At 72.2% G+C, this 15,559-nt stretch carries 16 protein-coding genes; 8 read left to right on the plus strand and 8 right to left on the minus strand.

Going from position 1 to position 15,559, the window contains the following annotated elements; genetic code table 11:
* Positions 1-36: 36 nt before the first annotated feature.
* Entirely contained in the window at positions 37-1,356 is a 1,320-nt protein-coding gene (locus H300_RS0112275) for a hypothetical protein (RefSeq protein ID WP_028427661.1), read from the minus strand.
* 56 nt (positions 1,357-1,412) lie between these two features.
* Between H300_RS0112275 and H300_RS0112280 the strand changes: the two genes are divergently transcribed.
* The 6 genes from H300_RS0112280 (at position 1,413) to H300_RS26555 (ending at position 6,877) form a co-directional block, all read left to right on the plus strand.
* Positions 1,413-2,102, plus strand: coding sequence for a UbiX family flavin prenyltransferase (locus H300_RS0112280; protein ID WP_106966828.1), 690 nt, complete (start codon positions 1,413-1,415; stop codon positions 2,100-2,102).
* Between the two features lie 52 nt (positions 2,103-2,154).
* Entirely contained in the window at positions 2,155-2,607 is a 453-nt protein-coding gene (locus tag H300_RS0112285; protein WP_028427663.1) for an Lrp/AsnC family transcriptional regulator, read from the plus strand.
* A gap of 132 nt (positions 2,608-2,739) precedes the next feature.
* On the plus strand, positions 2,740-3,906 hold the full coding sequence (gene mqnE, locus H300_RS0112290; RefSeq protein WP_028427664.1) for an aminofutalosine synthase MqnE: 1,167 nt from the start codon (positions 2,740-2,742) through the stop codon (positions 3,904-3,906).
* Positions 3,907-3,981: 75 nt separating this feature from the next.
* The gene (locus tag H300_RS0112295; RefSeq protein ID WP_028427665.1) at positions 3,982-4,506 is read left to right on the plus strand and encodes a GNAT family N-acetyltransferase; all 525 of its coding nucleotides are present in this window, start codon (positions 3,982-3,984) and stop codon (positions 4,504-4,506) included.
* Positions 4,507-4,568: 62 nt separating this feature from the next.
* The gene (locus tag H300_RS26550; RefSeq protein ID WP_486583733.1) at positions 4,569-4,970 is read left to right on the plus strand and encodes a DUF4229 domain-containing protein; all 402 of its coding nucleotides are present in this window, start codon (positions 4,569-4,571) and stop codon (positions 4,968-4,970) included.
* 500 nt (positions 4,971-5,470) lie between these two features.
* The gene (locus tag H300_RS26555; protein WP_037980142.1) at positions 5,471-6,877 is read left to right on the plus strand and encodes a dicarboxylate/amino acid:cation symporter; all 1,407 of its coding nucleotides are present in this window, start codon (positions 5,471-5,473) and stop codon (positions 6,875-6,877) included.
* A gap of 85 nt (positions 6,878-6,962) precedes the next feature.
* On the opposite strand, the gene H300_RS0112315 is transcribed toward H300_RS26555, so the two are convergent.
* Both H300_RS0112315 and H300_RS31490 read right to left on the minus strand, forming a co-directional pair.
* Positions 6,963-7,142, minus strand: a complete 180-nt coding sequence (locus H300_RS0112315) for a hypothetical protein (protein WP_158678360.1) — start codon at positions 7,140-7,142, stop codon at positions 6,963-6,965.
* A 51-nt stretch (positions 7,143-7,193) separates the two neighbouring features.
* Positions 7,194-7,991 (minus strand): hypothetical protein, encoded by a 798-nt coding sequence (locus H300_RS31490; protein ID WP_158678361.1) that lies wholly within the window; start codon positions 7,989-7,991, stop codon positions 7,194-7,196.
* Between the two features lie 292 nt (positions 7,992-8,283).
* Here H300_RS31490 and H300_RS0112325 point away from each other — a divergent pair, with 292 nt between their 5' ends.
* The gene (locus H300_RS0112325) at positions 8,284-10,182 is read left to right on the plus strand and encodes an AMP-dependent synthetase/ligase (RefSeq protein WP_028427668.1); all 1,899 of its coding nucleotides are present in this window, start codon (positions 8,284-8,286) and stop codon (positions 10,180-10,182) included.
* 52 nt (positions 10,183-10,234) lie between these two features.
* On the opposite strand, the gene H300_RS26560 is transcribed toward H300_RS0112325, so the two are convergent.
* The 5 genes from H300_RS26560 to H300_RS0112350 all read right to left on the minus strand — a co-directional run bounded on the left by H300_RS26560 (position 10,235) and on the right by H300_RS0112350 (position 14,664).
* Complete coding sequence (locus tag H300_RS26560; protein ID WP_037980144.1) at positions 10,235-10,474, minus strand: transcription initiation factor IIB family protein; 240 nt, start codon at positions 10,472-10,474, stop codon at positions 10,235-10,237.
* 190 nt (positions 10,475-10,664) lie between these two features.
* Positions 10,665-12,017 carry a lipase family protein gene (locus tag H300_RS0112335; RefSeq protein ID WP_078515941.1) on the minus strand — a complete coding sequence of 451 codons (1,353 nt, stop codon included), beginning with the start codon at positions 12,015-12,017 and terminating at the stop codon, positions 10,665-10,667.
* Between the two features lie 234 nt (positions 12,018-12,251).
* Complete coding sequence (locus H300_RS0112340) at positions 12,252-13,217, minus strand: TauD/TfdA family dioxygenase (protein ID WP_051270004.1); 966 nt, start codon at positions 13,215-13,217, stop codon at positions 12,252-12,254.
* Between the two features lie 401 nt (positions 13,218-13,618).
* Positions 13,619-13,804, minus strand: coding sequence for a DUF397 domain-containing protein (locus H300_RS0112345; protein WP_051269988.1), 186 nt, complete (start codon positions 13,802-13,804; stop codon positions 13,619-13,621).
* An 8-nt stretch (positions 13,805-13,812) separates the two neighbouring features.
* On the minus strand, positions 13,813-14,664 hold the full coding sequence (locus tag H300_RS0112350; protein WP_028427672.1) for a Scr1 family TA system antitoxin-like transcriptional regulator: 852 nt from the start codon (positions 14,662-14,664) through the stop codon (positions 13,813-13,815).
* A 232-nt stretch (positions 14,665-14,896) separates the two neighbouring features.
* On the opposite strand from H300_RS0112350, the gene H300_RS0112355 reads away from it, so the two are divergent.
* On the plus strand, positions 14,897-15,394 hold the full coding sequence (locus H300_RS0112355; RefSeq protein WP_028427673.1) for an ATP-binding protein: 498 nt from the start codon (positions 14,897-14,899) through the stop codon (positions 15,392-15,394).
* Positions 15,395-15,559: the final 165 nt, after the last annotated feature.

Below are 15,559 nucleotides of genomic sequence, written 5' to 3' on the forward strand. Positions count from 1 at the left end.
CCGTGCAGGGACGTCCGCCTCCACAGTAGTCAACGTTCACAGGAGATCGGAGAGTTCCGGGTCCTTCGCCGCCGCGTAGGTGAGCGCGGCCAGCAGGTCCTGCGGTTCGAGCGTCTCCGCCTTGTTCGGCGCGGCCACCAGGACGGCCTCGCCGCCCGCGAAGGTGAGCTTCAGCGGCAGTCGGCCGGAACGGCCCTCGTCGAACTGGCCGATGTCGACGGTCAGCGTGGACAGGGTGTCGTGCCGGATGGCCAGGTCCATCGTGACCTCCTTGTCCGGAGCCCGCTCCAGCATGTCGAGATCCAACTCGCCCAGGTACTTCTGCACCGGGCGCAGCGCCTGTGCGAGCTGCTCGCCGGCGGTCCGCGCGGGCAGCGTCATGGTGACCTGCTCGGCGCCCTCCTTGTCCCCGGCGTCGGTGAACCGGGCGTGGTCGCCGAGAGTGCTCTCCACCGCGGAGACCAGCCGCTGCTGGACCCCCGCCCGGTTCAGCACCGCGCTGGCGTCGGTGACGCGGTCGGTCCGCTCGCCCGCCCGCCCGCCGAGCGCCTCGGTGAACTCGCCGAACTCCTTGGGCCGGATCCTGACCCACTTGCCGCGCAGCGCCGTCCTGGCCGCGTCGAGGGAGGAGGGCAGCCCCCTGGTCAGCGGCTCGACCTCGGAGAGCTTGTCCAGCAGCGGGCCGCGGCCGGTGCCGATCTCCGCGGCCAGGTCCTTGGCGTTGGTCCGGATGTAGAGCTTCCGGTCGACCGCCTTGAAGGCGGACACGTCCTTGCCGCCGAAGCTGACCGACGCGGCACTGTCCACCCGGTCCGAGGGGGCCAGCTCGCGCAGCGGCTTGGTCGCGGCGACCGACACCGCCAGTTGCAGGTCCGCGAGCAGCCGGGCGTTCTCTCGTGCGTTGCCGCCCTTGCCCTTGCCGCTGCCCTCCTGGAGGTAGGCGTGGATCTCTGCGGGCGTCGCGTCGAAGCCGGCGGTGACGGAGACGGACTCCCGGTTGCCGAGGTTCTCCACCGCCTGCTTGACCCGGAGGCCGGTGGTCAGGTGCTCGGCCGCGCTGCACGCGGCGCTGCCGCCGACCAGCAGGGCGGCGCAGGCGAGCACCGAGACGCCCCGGCGCACGGTGGTACGCGCCCGTGCCCGGGTGTGCGGGTGTGGGGCGCCGGGGACGCCCGGGGCGGTGGGGGCCTTCCCGGCGGCGGGCGGGCAGGCGGCGGTCGTGGCGGTGCGGTGCGAGGTGGTGCGATGCGGGGCGGCGATGGCGGGCTCCTGGCGTCCGGTGGTGCGGTGCGGCAGCGGGATCCATTGTGCGCCGTGCCGCGTCCGGGCCCGTCCGTGCCGCGTCCCCCGCGGCACCGCCCCGCCGACGGACCGGGCGGCCGCGGAAACGTAGTCTCGGTGAGGTGAACGACATCGCAGAGCGCCGTCCCTGGCTGGTCGGTGTCTCCGGGGCCTCCGGGACGCCGTACGCCGCCGCCCTGCTGCGGGGGCTGCTGGCCGCCGGGGAGCAGGTCGACCTCGTGGTGAGCCGTGCCTCCCGGCTCACCCTTCTGGACGAGACCGGTTCCCGCTTCCGCGACGGCCACTGGCAGGGGGACCTGCTGCGCTGGCTGCGCCGCGGGGCGGACGGCAACCCGGACGCCTTCGCCGGGGGGATCGACGCCGGACTGATCGAGGGCTCGGTGCGGCACTGGCCCGCCGGCGACCTGGCCGCCGGTCCGTCCTCCGGTTCGTACCCGTGCCGGGGGATGCTGATCGTGCCCGCCTCCACCGCCTGCGTGGCGGGGGTGGCCCTGGGCCTGTCCAAGGACCTGCTGCAACGGGCGGCGAGCGTCACGCTCAAGGAGCGCCGACCGCTGGTCGTGGCGGTGCGGGAGACCCCGCTGAGCGGTCAGACACTCAAGCAACTGGTCGCCCTGGACGAGGCCGGAGCCGTGGTGCTGCCCGCCTCGCCCGCCTTCTACGCCGGCGCCACCCAAATCCAGCACCTGGTGGACTTCGTCGCCGGCCGGGCCCTGGACGCGGTGGGAGTGCCGCACAAGCTCTACCACCGCTGGGAGGGCGAACTGGGTAGTGCAGGCAATCGGGACGCGATGCCTTAGATTCGTCCACGGAACTCGACGCACACGGGACAACCGGAAGGCAGCGGGACGCATGGACGTGGTGGACAGACAGTTGATCCAGGCGCTGCGGGAGAACGGCAGGGCCTCCTACGCGGAGCTCGGCCGCCTGGTGGGGCTCTCCGGGCCGAGCGTCACCGACCGGATCAACCGGCTGGAGTCGGCGGGCGTGATCACCGGCTACCGGGCCACCGTGGATGCCCCCTCGCTGGGTCTCGGTGTCACCGCGCTGATCGGCATCCAGCTCACCGACGCCACCGACCACGAGGACGTGGCCGGGCGGCTGCGCGATCTGGCGGAGATCGAGGACTGCTGGTTCATCGCGGGCGACGACTCGTACATGGTGAAGGTCCGCTCCGGCGACGTGGACGGGCTGGAGCGGACGATCCGCCGGCTCTCCCGCACCGAGGGCGTCTCCCGGACCCGTACCACCATCGTGCTGTCCACCAAGTGGGAGAACCGGGTCGGCGAACCCCCGGAGGAGTGACCCCGCCACCGGGCCCGCGGGGGCGGGCCCGCTGTCCGCCGTACGCGTTGGCGTACGCTCGACCGGGCGTGTGGAGCGGCGCCGCAGAAGGTGCGGAGCCGCAGCGCAAGAGGACTCAAGGAGGCGCGACGCATGGACGCTGGGCTCAAGCGTGAGCTGGAGGAGAAGGTCCGCTCCGGAGAACGGCTGACCCGCGAGGACGGCATCGCCCTCTACGAGTCCGACGACCTGGCCTGGCTGGGCGGACTCGCGCACGGGATGCGGACCCGGATGAACGGCGACGTGGTGCACTTCAACGTCAACCGGCATCTGAACATGACGAACGTGTGCACCGCCTCCTGCGCCTACTGCTCCTTCCAGCGCAAGCCGGGGGAGAAGGACGCGTACACGATGCGCATCGAGGAGGCCGTCCGGCTCGCCAAGGCGATGGAGGGCGACAACCTCACCGAGTTGCACATCGTCAACGGCCTGCACCCGACGCTGCCGTGGCGGTACTACCCGCGCTCGCTCAGCGCCCTCAAGGAGGCGCTGCCGGACACGGTGTCCCTGAAGGCCTTCACCGCCACCGAGATCCACCACTTCGAGACCATCTCCGGGCTCGACGCGAGCGAGATCCTCGACGAGCTGATCGAGGCCGGGCTGGAGTCGCTCACCGGCGGCGGTGCGGAGATCTTCGACTGGGAGGTCCGCCAGCACATCGTGGACCACCGGACGCACTGGGAGGACTGGTCCCGGATTCACCGCCTGGCGCACGAGAAGGGGCTCAGGACCCCGGCCACCATGCTCTACGGGCACATCGAGGAGCCCCGGCACCGTGTGGACCACGTGCTCCGGCTGCGCGAGCTCCAGGACGAGACCGGCGGCTTCCAGGTCTTCATCCCGCTGCGCTACCAGCACGACTTCGTGGACCTCAAGGACGGCAAGGTCCGCAACCGGCTCCAGGCCCGCACCACCATGGCGTCGGGTGCCGAGGCCCTCAAGACCTTCGCGGTCTCCCGGCTGCTGTTCGACAACGTCCCGCACGTCAAGGTCTTCTGGGTGATGCACGGCGTGCAGACCGCCCAGCTCGCGCTCCAGCACGGTGCCGACGACATGGACGGCTCGGTCGTCGAGTACAAGATCACCCACGACGCGGACGACTTCGGCACCCCGGACAAGCTCACCCGCGAGGACCTGCTGGAGCTCATCCGGGACGCCGGGTTCCGCCCGGTGGAGCGCAACACCCGCTACGAGATCCTCCGTGAGTACGACGGTCCGGACGCCGCCCGCCGCGAGGCGCCGCAGCCGATGCGGCTCTGACACCGTCCGGGGCGGCCGACCGCCCCGCGCGGCCCGGGTGCCGCGGCTCGCGGAGGACGTCGTAAAGTCGGACACATGGGGCTTCATCACGTGCTCGACCCGAAGCTGGACAGCCGGGTCACCGACAGCGTCTGCGCGCTCTGGGCGGACGTGGTCAACGCCGGCGGCGCGGTCGGCTTCGTGTCGCCGGTCGCCGCGGAGGACATCCGGCCCGAGCTGCTCAAGCACCTCGGTGCCATGGCGGACGGCCGCACCAGGCTGTTGCTCGCCCTGGACGAGGACGGCGAGGCCGCGGGCACCGCGTTCTTCACCTTCAACACTCACCGGCTGATGCGGCACTGGGTGTGGGTGTACACGGTGATGGTGCACCCCGCGCTCCAGGGTCGCGGCGCCGGCCGCGAGCTGATGGCGGCGGTCGAGCAGCACGCCAGGAAGATGGACGGCATCGACGGCATCCGGCTCACCTGCCGCAGCGGCCTCGGTCTGGAGCGCTTCTACGGCACCTGCGGCTACCGCGAGGTCGGACGGGTGCCGGAGGCGATCAAGGTCGCGGACGACGACCTCCGCGACGACGTCACCCTGTGGCTCCCGCTCACCTGACCCCGCGGGACGGCTCCGCCCGCCGCGGCCGTCCTCTCCGCCCCGCCGAAGGAAGTGCCCCCGTGACCAGCCCCTCGACCACCCGGCCCCCCTCGGGCAAGCCGCACGCCGCGCTGCGCTACACCCTGATGCGGCTGGGGCTTTTCCTCGCCTGCTTCGCCGTGCTCACCCTGCTCGCCCGGTACGGCCTCGTTCCGGCCGGTATCGGGAGGTCCAACCCGCTCTGGCTGTTCGTCCTGGCCATCGTCGTCTCCGCGCCGCTGAGCTACGTCCTGCTGCGTCGGCAGCGCGACGAGATGTCCGCGCAGCTCGCGCCGAAGGTGGAGAAGGTCTCGGGCAACGTCAAGGGCAAGCTCGCCGCCAGCCGCGGCCGGGAGGACGAGCCCGTGGGCGAGGAGGCAGCCGTGGGCGAGGGTGAGCCCGCGCGCCGGGACGAGCCCGTGCGCGAGGGCGGCGCAAAGTAACACACGTCACACCGTTCTCCTCGCCCCGCCGGGAATCGTCCTCCCCCGGCGGGGTGTTGTGCTGTGACGTGCCCGGTGCTCGGGCTCCGTTCCGAGCACACCGAATTCCCGCTGATTGCGTGAGGTCCATGGAAGCCGCAGCCCCCGTCGTCGCCCTCCGGAGCGTCCGGCTCGTCGCGCGGCTGCACATCGACCTCTGCCGCTGCCTCACCACGGCCTGTTCCTCCGCGCGCTGAGCCGCCCGTCTGCTCCGGCGTCTCCCGGCGGCGGCTGAGCGCCGCTCGCCCGCAGCGGAGCACCGCCCGGCAACGCGCTCTGGCGGGGCGCCGGAGGCCCGGCGGACAATGCCCGGCACGCCCCTCCCGCCTGTCTTCCCCGCTGTTCCGCTGCCGCGTCCGTGCTCGGTCCCGCGCGGCCCGCCGTCCCGGCTGCATCGCTTCCGCCGCTGTCCGTCCTCCTCGGGGGCGAGTCCCCCGCTGTTCTTGAACCGGAGTGTGCCCGTGTCCTCGTCCTCTCCCACTCCAGCGTCGCAGACCGGGCCGGAGCCGGCCGCGTCCGGTGACGCGCCGTCCGGCATCCGGTCCCGCATACGCCTGCCCAGGGTCCCCTTCTGGGCCCAGATACTCACCGGCCTGGTGCTCGGCGTGCTGCTCGGCTGGGCCGCCCGCAACGGCGACATCGCCTGGCTGGGCTCCGCGCTGGAGCGCATCGGCGACACCTTCGTCCAGCTGCTGAAGCTGGCGGTGGCGCCGCTGGTGTTCTTCGCCGTCGCGATCTCGATCACGAACCTGCGCAACGTCTCCAACGCGGCCCGGCTCGCGAGCCGCACCCTGCTGTGGTTCTTCGCCACCTCGCTGATCGCGGTGGGCATCGGCCTGACGATCGGGCTGCTCACCAACCCGGGCGCCGGCACCGGCCTCACCCCGGAAGACGGGGCGCGTCCGGAGAGCTCGGGCTCCTGGCTCGACTTCCTCACCGAGATCATCCCGACCGACGTGATCACCCCCTTCACCGAGCTCAAGGTGCTCCAGATCGTCTTCCTGGCCGCCGTGGCCGGTGTCGCCGCGCTGAAGCTCGGCGAGAAGGCGGCGCCGCTGCTGAGCGTGGCGGAATCGGTGCTCGCCCTGTTGCAGAAGGCCCTGTGGTGGGTCATCCGCCTCGCCCCGCTGGGCACCCTGGGCCTGATCGGCCGGGCCATCAACGAGTACGGCTGGGACCTCATCGGCCAGTACGCGACCTTCACCGTCGACGTGTACATCGGCTGCCTGCTGGTGATGTTCGGGGTCTACCCGCTGCTGCTGCGGCTGGTCGGCGGCGTCAGCCCCGTCCAGTTCTTCCGCGGTGCATGGCCCGCCATCCAGCTCGGCTTCGTCTCCCGCTCCTCGGTGGGCACCATGCCCGTCACCCAGAAGGTCACCGAGCGGCTCGGTGTGCCCAAGGAATACGCGTCCTTCGCCGTGCCGTTCGGCGCGACCACGAAGATGGACGGCTGCGCCGCGATCTACCCGGCGCTGGCCGCGATCTTCGTCGCGGAGATCTTCGGCATCAGTCTCGGCGTCCAGGACTACGTGCTGATCGCCTTCGTGTCGGTGATCGGCTCGGCCGCCACCGCCGGCCTCACCGGCGCGACCGTGATGACCACCCTGACCCTCTCGACGCTGGGCCTCCCGCTGGAGGGCGTCGGCCTGCTGCTGGCGATCGACCCGATCCTGGACATGATGCGGACCGCCACCAACGTCACCGGCCAGGCCGTGGTCCCGGTGCTCGTGTCGGCCCGGGAGAAGATCCTCGACACCGACGCCTACACGTCGGCACGGAGCTTCGACATCGACCGGATGGAGGACGAGGACATGAGCGAGGAGCCCGCCGGGGACCGCATCGGCTCCGCCTCGCCCGCCCTCGCCTGACCGCACCGCCTCCGGCGGCACGCATCGCCTGCCCGGTTCGCCCGACGGAACAATCGCCGGGCGAACCGGGCAGCGGTCGTTCCGGTCAGCTCCCCGAGCGCCTGGCCAGCACCCTGCTCAGCGCCCGGCTCAGGCTGCTCCCGGCGGGCCGGGGCCGGACGTCCGCCGCGCTGCGCACCTTCGCGAAGAAATCCTTGCTCGTCTCCGTTCCGGCCATCCATCGGCCGCCCAACTGTTCCACCAGTGTGATTTCCCGGCTGGACATCCCCGTCCTCATTTCCCGTACGTATCCGTGATGGAAGGATTCCATAAGGTACTACCCCTCGGTGGCGCTGTTCTCACCAGTCGGCGTATTCCGGTTCTGCTGGGGAGGAACCGGGCCATACGTCGAACCATTGCTCGGAATCCCCTTGATCACCTGGGAGACCCCGAGCAGATGTGCGACGTCGAGGAGCGCGAGCGCCTGCTCCTCCGGAAGATCTCCCGGCTCCGGGGCCTCGATGATCAGCAGCCCCTGGGGCGATTCGCCGGCCCGGACCCGGATGAGGCGCGCGGTCCGGTACTTCGCGCTGAGATTGATGCGCCACTCGTCGGGATCGTTGTCGGCGTCCTCCACCAAGCGGTCCCGCTGTCCGTCGGCGATGGAGAGAAGGAATCTCCCCGGCTCGTCCTCGGCGTCGAACCGCGGCGGCGCGAGGCTGCCGGTGTCGGAGGACGCCCTGCGCTCCAGCGCGCGCTCCTCGGGGTGGAACGCGTAGAAGGTGCTGCGTGCCTTCGGGTGCGCCAGTTCCGTGGCGGTCTCGACGAGACGGTCGTTGATGCTGCCCAGTAGTTCGTCCCGCCGCGCGGGGTCGGTGGCCAGCCTTCCCATGTACTCGGCGACCGGTCCGAGCGCCGCCTCCAGCACCGCTGCCCGTTTTTTCTCCTCCCTTCCTTTCTGAATACTTCCCTGCATTCGCTGCGTGATGAATGCGGCCGCCGCTGCGCACAGGGCGCCGAGCCCGAGCAGCAGGAAATCAGGTGGCCCGTCCGTCTCGGCAGAAATTCCGCCCAGTGCGAGTGCGGCACCCGACAACGACCCCACGCCCGCTGGGAACACCGTATTGCGGAACAATCCATACCTCCTGCTCGTCGGGGCGTCTCGATCTTCTCAGGCGGCAAGAACACCCCGGCGGACTGCGCAGTTCCGGATATCGGGCTCCCTCACCCGTAAGAGCGGTGGTACGGGGGCGCGCCCGTACCGGCGCGGACGATGCGCGTGCGCCCTCCCGGGCCCGGGTGAAGTGTCCGTTCGGTAAAGGTTCGTACCGGTGGCTGTCCTTCCTCTGGCCAACACCCTCCGCGCCCTGCACTCTACGTCTCGGTAACCAGCGTGTGGCTGGGTCGATCGTCGGTACGGGGGAGCCATGTCCGAACGTCCGGTGCCCGCCCCGCCGGAGCCCGTCGCTCCGCTCCTGCACTCCGTGGACGGCGTCGTACGCCAGGCCCGGACACCGCCGCTCGTGGCACCGGCCACCGAGGGTTCGCTCGCTGACCTGCCCTTCCGCAACGCCGCCGAGGCACCCGACGACGTGGTCTTCGGCCGCAGGCAGCCGGACGGCACGTGGCGGGACGTCACCAGCGCCCAGTTCGCCGCCGAGGTGCTCGCCACCGCCCGCGGCCTGCTGGCCGCCGGGCTGCGACCCGGGGACCGGCTCGCCCTGATGGCCGAGACCTGCTACGAGTGGACGCTGCTGGACTACGCGGGCTGGGCCGCCGGCCTGATCACCGTCCCGCTGTACCCGACGTCCTCGGCCGCGCAGGTCCGCTGGATCCTGCGCGACACCGCGGCCCGCGCCGCGGTGGTCGCGGACGTGGCCGGGGTGCGCACCCTCAGCGGAATTCGCGGCGACCTGCCGGACCTCGCCTGCCTGTGGCAGCTCGACAACGGCGCTGCCGGTCAGCTCCAGGCGCTGGGCCGTGACGTCCCGGACTCCCGGGTGGACGAGCGGCGTGCCCTGCTCGGCCCGCACACCGTCGCCACCTTCGTGTACACCTCCGGCACCACCGGACGCCCCAAGGGCTGCGCGCTCACCCACGACAACTTCACCACCGCGGCGGACAACGCCGTCGCCCTGCTGCATCCGGTGTTCCGGTCCGGCAGCGACGGACCGGCCTCCACTCTGCTCTTCCTCCCGCTGTCGCACATCTTCGGGCGGATGGTCGCGGTCGGCTGCCTGCGGGCCCGCGTCAGACTGGGCCACGCGAGCGGCGGAGGCACGGAGGGGCTGCTGGCGGACCTGGCCGGTTTCCGGCCGACCTTCCTCTACGCGATCCCCTCGGTGCTGGAGAAGCTCTACCACTCCGGCAGGGCCCGTGCGGAGGACGTCCGGCGCAGCAACTCCTTCGACCGCGCGGCCCGGGTCGCCGTCCGGTTCGGCGAGGCGTGGGCCGACGGGAAGGGAGCCGGCGGCAAGGGGCCCGGACCGGTGCTGCGGGCCGCCCGCGGGCTGTACGACCCGCTGGTGTACCGGCGGCTGCGGGCCGCCCTCGGCGGCCGGGTGCGGCACGTCATCTGCGGCGGCTCCCCGCTCGGCCGCCGGCTGACCGCCTTCTACGCCGGCGCCGGCATCGAGGTCTTCGAGGGGTACGGACTCACCGAGAGCACCGCCGCCGGCACTGTCACGCCGCCCCAGCGCCCCCGGCTCGGCACCGTCGGTTGGCCGCTCCCCGGCACCGCCGTCCGCATCGCGGAGGACGGCGAGGTGCTGCTCGCAGGACCGCACGTGTGCGGCGGCTACTGGGACGCCGAACGCGGCCAGGTGGTCCCCGAGGCTGATCCCGACGGCTGGCTCGCCACCGGCGACCTCGGCTCGCTGGACCACGAGGGCTACCTGACCCTCACCGGCCGCAAGAAGGACCTGATCATCACCTCCAGCGCCAAGAACATCGCCCCGGCGCCGCTGGAGGGCTGGCTGCGCGCCCATCCGCTGATCAGCCACTGCCTGGTGCTCGGCGACAACCGCCCCTACCTCGTCGCCCTGCTCACCCTGGAGCCGGACGGCCTGGCGCACTGGCGGCGGATGCACCGCAAGCAGGACGTCCCGATCGAGCAGCTCGTCCGGGACGGCGACCTGCTGCACCACCTCCAGCAGGCGGTGGACGGCGCCAACCGGCTGGTCTCCCGGGCCGAGTCGATCCGCCGTTTCGCGGTGCTGCCGGTCGACTTCTCCACGGCCGACGGCCACCTCACCCCCACTCTCAAGCTCCGGCGCGCGGCCGTGACGCGTGCCTTCGCCCGTGAGATCCAGGCCCTCTACGAGTGACCGGCCGCAGGCGCGGCAGCCGCCCCGCGCGCGAGGGCGGCCCGGCCGGGGTTCACGAGCGGTGCGAGCCCCGGCGCCGGTGGGCGTCCGGCCCCTGGTCCGGTGTGCCGGGCCGCGCGCGCGTCCGGCTCTCGCGGGCGTCGCGCCCTGCCGGGGCGGGCGGTAGCGGCTGCTCCTCGGGCACCACGGTGTAGTAGCACTGGCCGCAGACGTAGCCCCCACGGGGCCCCTCGATGACCACCGTGCCGCAGTGGCTGCAGTACAGCCCGCCTTCACCGCTTCCGCTCCTCATTCACCCACTCGCTCGCAGTGTGCGCACGCCCCCCGGTCGCGGGGGCGGCCCCCGCACCCACCGTAGCGGCGGCCGGGTCCGGGCGCGGGGCGTTGGCGGACCGAATCGAGCGGGTGTTCAGCGAGTTGTGTCACTCCGCCCCGCCGCCCGGGTAACCCGGCGGGGAACGGCGGATGCCCCGGGCGGCGGGTCAGTCCGCGAAGCGGTCGGCGAGCCAGGAGACCGCGAGCGGGGCGCCGGTCACCGCGCCCGAGGTGTGCTTCAGGGGCAGGGTGCGAAACGTCACGTCGGCTCCCCGGGCACGCCACGCGTCCCGCAGCCCGGTGCCGGAGCGGTAGGGGATCAGCGAGTCGAGGATGCCGTGGTAGAGGAACACCGGCGCCTGCGGGGCCGTGCGGCCGAGTCGGGACTCGTCCATCCGGCGCTGCCAGGCCGGTTGCTCCAGCGGGTTCCGGTCGGTGATCTGGTCGATCCGTCCGAACGGCCAGGTTCCCGACGCCAGTTCCACGCACTCGGACTCGGCGATCCGTCGCTGGAGCCTGCCCCGGGTGTTCAGGTAGCTGTCCAGGTCGAGTTCGGGGAAGGCGGCGTCCTGGCCGACGGCGGCCATCGCGACCAGCCCGGAGCCCGCCCGTCCCTGGTTGAACTCGGCGACGTCCAGCAGGTCTCGCGGCACACCACCGGTGGCGGTGCCGACGACGTCCAGCTCCGGTGCGTACGAGGAGTGCAGTTCGGCGGCCCAGGCGCTGGCCTGTCCGCCCTGCGAGTACCCCATGATCCCGACCGGGGACCCCTCGGCCAGACCTGCCTCGGGCAGCCGCATCGCCGCCCGGGCCGCGTCCAGCACCGCGTGCCCGGCCGAGCGGCCGACGGTGTAGGTGTGGACGCCGGGGGTGCCCAGCCCCTCGTAGTCGGTGACGGCGACGGCCCAGCCGCGTTGCAGCGCGAGCTGGATCAGCGAGCCCTCCTTCGTCCGCCCGGTGGGGAAGGTGCGGGAGGGCGCGCACTTGTCCGCGAGGCCGACGGTGCCGACCGCGTAGCCGAGGATCGGCCGGGCGCCGCTGCGGCCGTCCCTCGGGACGATCACCGTGCCGGAGACGGTGTTGGGACGGCCGGTGGCGCTGGTGGAGCGGTACGTCATGTGCCAGGAGCGGGCGTCCGAGGGGGTGAGCGGGTTCGGTTTGAACCCCTGGAGCCGGGCGCTGACCGGATCACCCGGCTGCGGATTCCGCGCGGCGTCCGCGGGGGAGCGGAGGGCGGTGCCGGCGGCATCGGTGCGGACGCTCGGCGGGACCGAGGTGGCGGTAATGCGGGTGGCCGCCTGGGCGGTCGTTCCGGTCGCGTTGGCGGCCTGGGCACCTGCCGCGGGGAGCGCGGTGGCCAGCGTCAGCAGGGCGAGGAGTGCGGGGGCCCCGCCCCTGCGGGCGGCGCGGCGGCCCGCTGACGGACGCCGTCCGTCCGCCGGCGGGCGGTGCCTGGCCGGGGACGGGACGGGCCCCGGCCAGGCGGCCGGCACGAAGCGGGCGGGTGGGGCTGGCTGCATACGGCTCTCCCGGCAGCGGAGGGGACACTGGTGGCTCGGGGGCCGTACCGGCCGTTCGACTCAGATCCGGACTGACCCGGTGGCACAGTGTCGTTGACGGGACGTCAGCGGATGAGCCGACGCGCCGCCCCGGCCGAGCCGTGACCCGCGCGGGGGACCTCTCGTGCTGCCGAACGACCACCGGGCTCCGCGTACGCACGCGGGGCCCGACGGGTGCTGCGGTGAACCGGGGGATCAGAACGGACGGTCGCCCGCGATGGCGACGCGTTCCGCGACCCGGCGGTGCGGCGCGTAGTCGTCGACCGCGTAGTGCTGGGTGGCGCGGTTGTCCCAGAACGCGATGTCGCCGGCCTGCCAGTGGAAGCGGACCTGGTACTCCGGCACGTGCGCCTGCTGCACGAGGTAGCGCAGCAGTTCGTCGCTCTCCGCCTTGCCCATGCCGGTGATCCGGGTGGTGAACGAGGTGTTGACGAACAGCAGCCTGCGTCCGGTCTCCGGGTGCGTCCGCACCACCGGGTGCTCGACCGGCGGGAACTGGTCCTGGAGCGGGATCAGTCGCTCCGGTCCGTAGAAGCGGACGAACCCGGGGATGAAGTCGTGCACGGCGGTCGCGCCGTCGATCCGCTCCCGGACGTCCGCGGGCAGGTTGTCGTACGCGGCGGCCATGTCGGCCCACATGGTGTCCCCGCCGACCGGCGGCACCTCGTGGAGCTGGAGCACGGCGCCCATCGCGGGCCGCTCCCGGAACGTGACGTCGGCGTGCCACACGTTCTCGAACGTCGGGGTGCCGCTGCCGCCCTTGGCGAACCGCACGACGTCGTCGGCCGATCCGCGGGCGAGCAACGGATTCGTCTCCAACTCGCCCCAGTTGAGGGCGAACTCACGCTGCGCGCTGGACTCCAGGTGCTGGCCGCGGAAGAACAGCACCTTCCACTCCAGCATCGCCCGGTTCAGGTCCTCGCGGACGGCCGGGGTCAGCGGCCGCGACAGGTCCAGCCCGCGTATCTCGGCTCCGATGATCCGCCCCTGCGGGACGACCTCGAAGTGCTCGTACGGCTTCTCCTGCCAGTCCCCGGGGACCCGTCGGAGGGTGCGGCGCCCCTCGAACATGCCGCCTGCGGGCACGCCGGCCTCCCGGAGCTCCGGGGCCGGCTCAACGATGCCCGGCACCTGGGCGGTGCCTGCGGTCGGGTCCGTCATGGTGGTCACGTGGTCCTCCTGATGATGCGAAACGGTTCGGCTCGGAAGCCCGCGCACCGCGCAGCCAGGCAGGAACGAATCGGCACTGAGCAGCGGTACACGGGGTCGCGCAGAGGCACCGACGCACCCGCTGAGGGGCCGTCGGTGCGGTCGCCGCCCACCGGAGGGGCGGCGTGCGTGCCGGAGCTATCGGCCGGACCGCTCGCACCCGTCCCGGTCCGGGACGCCCGTGGGTCCCGCCGCGACGAACGAGTGCTTGATCATGGGCGTCATTCTCCGGCCAGTGCCCACCACTGTCAAGCCGTCATGTCAAGCACCGTCCCGGCGTGGCGGGCGTGTCCTTCGGTGCCCACCGGCCGCCACCGCGCGTCAGACGCCCCTTTGCCCTGCCGCCGCACTCCTCACAGGTCCCGCCTCCGGACTGCGGCGAGGAGCGACCGCAGCCGGGCGGGGTCGGTGGTGAGGACGGTGGCCGGGTGCGCACTCTCGCGCAACTCCACCCCGCCCCCGGCCCGGCGCAGCTCCACGCAGTTGTTCCCCTCCGCGCAGTAGGTCGACTTCTGCCAGCGGGTGATCGGTATGGTCACGAGGTCCCCTAGAGGGTCTTGGCAATGCGATGGACGAGATCGCGGGACTGGGCCGGATCAAGGCTCAGCTCTCTCAGCCGATCGATCAGCATCCGGTACTTGTTCAGCTGCGCCTCGGCGTCGAGGAGCACGGGGCCGTGGGACTGGTCGAGTTGCACGGTGTCGAGCTGAGGAACGGGCCCATCGGCGTAGCAGATGGTCTGGCCCGCTCCGGGGAAGGCGCCAGCGGTGAAAGGCACCACAAGGAGGGACAGCCCGGGGCGTTCACTCATGGTCAGCAGGTGTCGGAGCTGACTCCTGGCCACGTCCCTGCCCCCGAACTGCATGCGCAGTGCGGCCTCGTGGACGATCGCCGCGTAGGGGAGAGGCTCCTCGCGGTAGAGCACCGCCTGCCGTTTGATGCGCCACGAGGTGCGGTGCTCGATCTCATGCGGCGGGAGCTGGGGCACGGCCTGCTGGAAGACGGAACGCGCGTGATCGACGGTTTGCAGCAAGCCGGGCAGCGAGGAGGTCTGGGCAGTCCGCATCCCGTCCGCGTGGTGCTCCAACTCTGCGAGGTCCAGTAGCGCGGCCGGAAGCACGCCCTTGTACTCCTCCCACCACTGTCGGCTCCGGTCGGCTGCAAGAGAGGCGAGCGCATCGACGAAATCGGTCTCGGCGCACGCGTAGTTGCAGGCCAGTGTGCGCACCCTCGCGGGACTGACGCCTACGCGACCAGCTTCGATGTTGCTCATTCGCGCCTGGTCGATCCCCATGAGCGTGCCGGCCTCTGATGCGGTCATCCCTGCGCGCTCGCGCAACTTCCGCAACTCGGCGCCCAGTCGTCGCTGTCGGGCTGTCGGAATGCTCCTCGGTGGCATCGGGCCTACTCCTCGCTGCGATGGTGACGCACCAATCTAGCCGGGAAATATATTCCCCCATCGGTGGTGACATGTATGACCCGCACCCTGCTACGCTGAGATTCGTTCCGATCACACCTCGTGTCCGTATCCGGAAGTGCACCGCTGCGTTCGCGCGACCTCGCGGCGGCAGGCCACCGGGCGGGCGACATCGATCGGACCGGACGACTGTCGGCGAACCGAAGGGACGGCCATGGATTCCTGGTCCTACTCACTCCATCTCCCGCACGACCCGCGAGCGCCCCGCGTGGCCAGGAGTACGACCCGTGCGGTGCTCGGCCTGTACGGGCCGGCGGATCTGATCGATTCCGCCGCTCTCCTCGTCTCCGAACTGGTGACGAACGCGGTGCAGCACACCGAGGGGCCCTCGCAGCTGCGCCTGCGCGGGGGAGTGCGGCGGTTGCGGGTCGCCGTGTGGGACACCGACCCGGTCGTCCCTCCCGTCTTCCGGGGGCCACCGAACCTGCCCCGGCCCGGGTGGACCCGTTGTCCGGGCGGCAGCGTCGGGAGTGCCGAGGCGGTGCTCCGCGGGGAGTCCGTGGCGGACCGCGGCAGGGGGCTGGAGATCGTGCGGTCGCTGGCGGCGAACTGGGGAGCGTACGTGCTGGGGGACGAGCTGTACGGCACCAGCGGGAAGCTGCTCTGGGTGGAGCTGCCGCGGGGCCGGGACGACTTCGCGATCGCCGCCTGACCGGGAGCGCCGCCCGGCCGGGGAGCGACCGCCCGGCCGGGAGGGGGCACGGGGCCGGTGGGGGCGCCTGCTGGACGCGGGTGCGTGCTGCCCGTCGCGGGGCTCGTGCGGGTGGCCAAAAGGCAGGAGCCCCCGCCGGGGCGGGGGCTCCTTGGGTACTGCTGT

The organism is Streptomyces sp. TAA040, assembly GCF_000424845.1.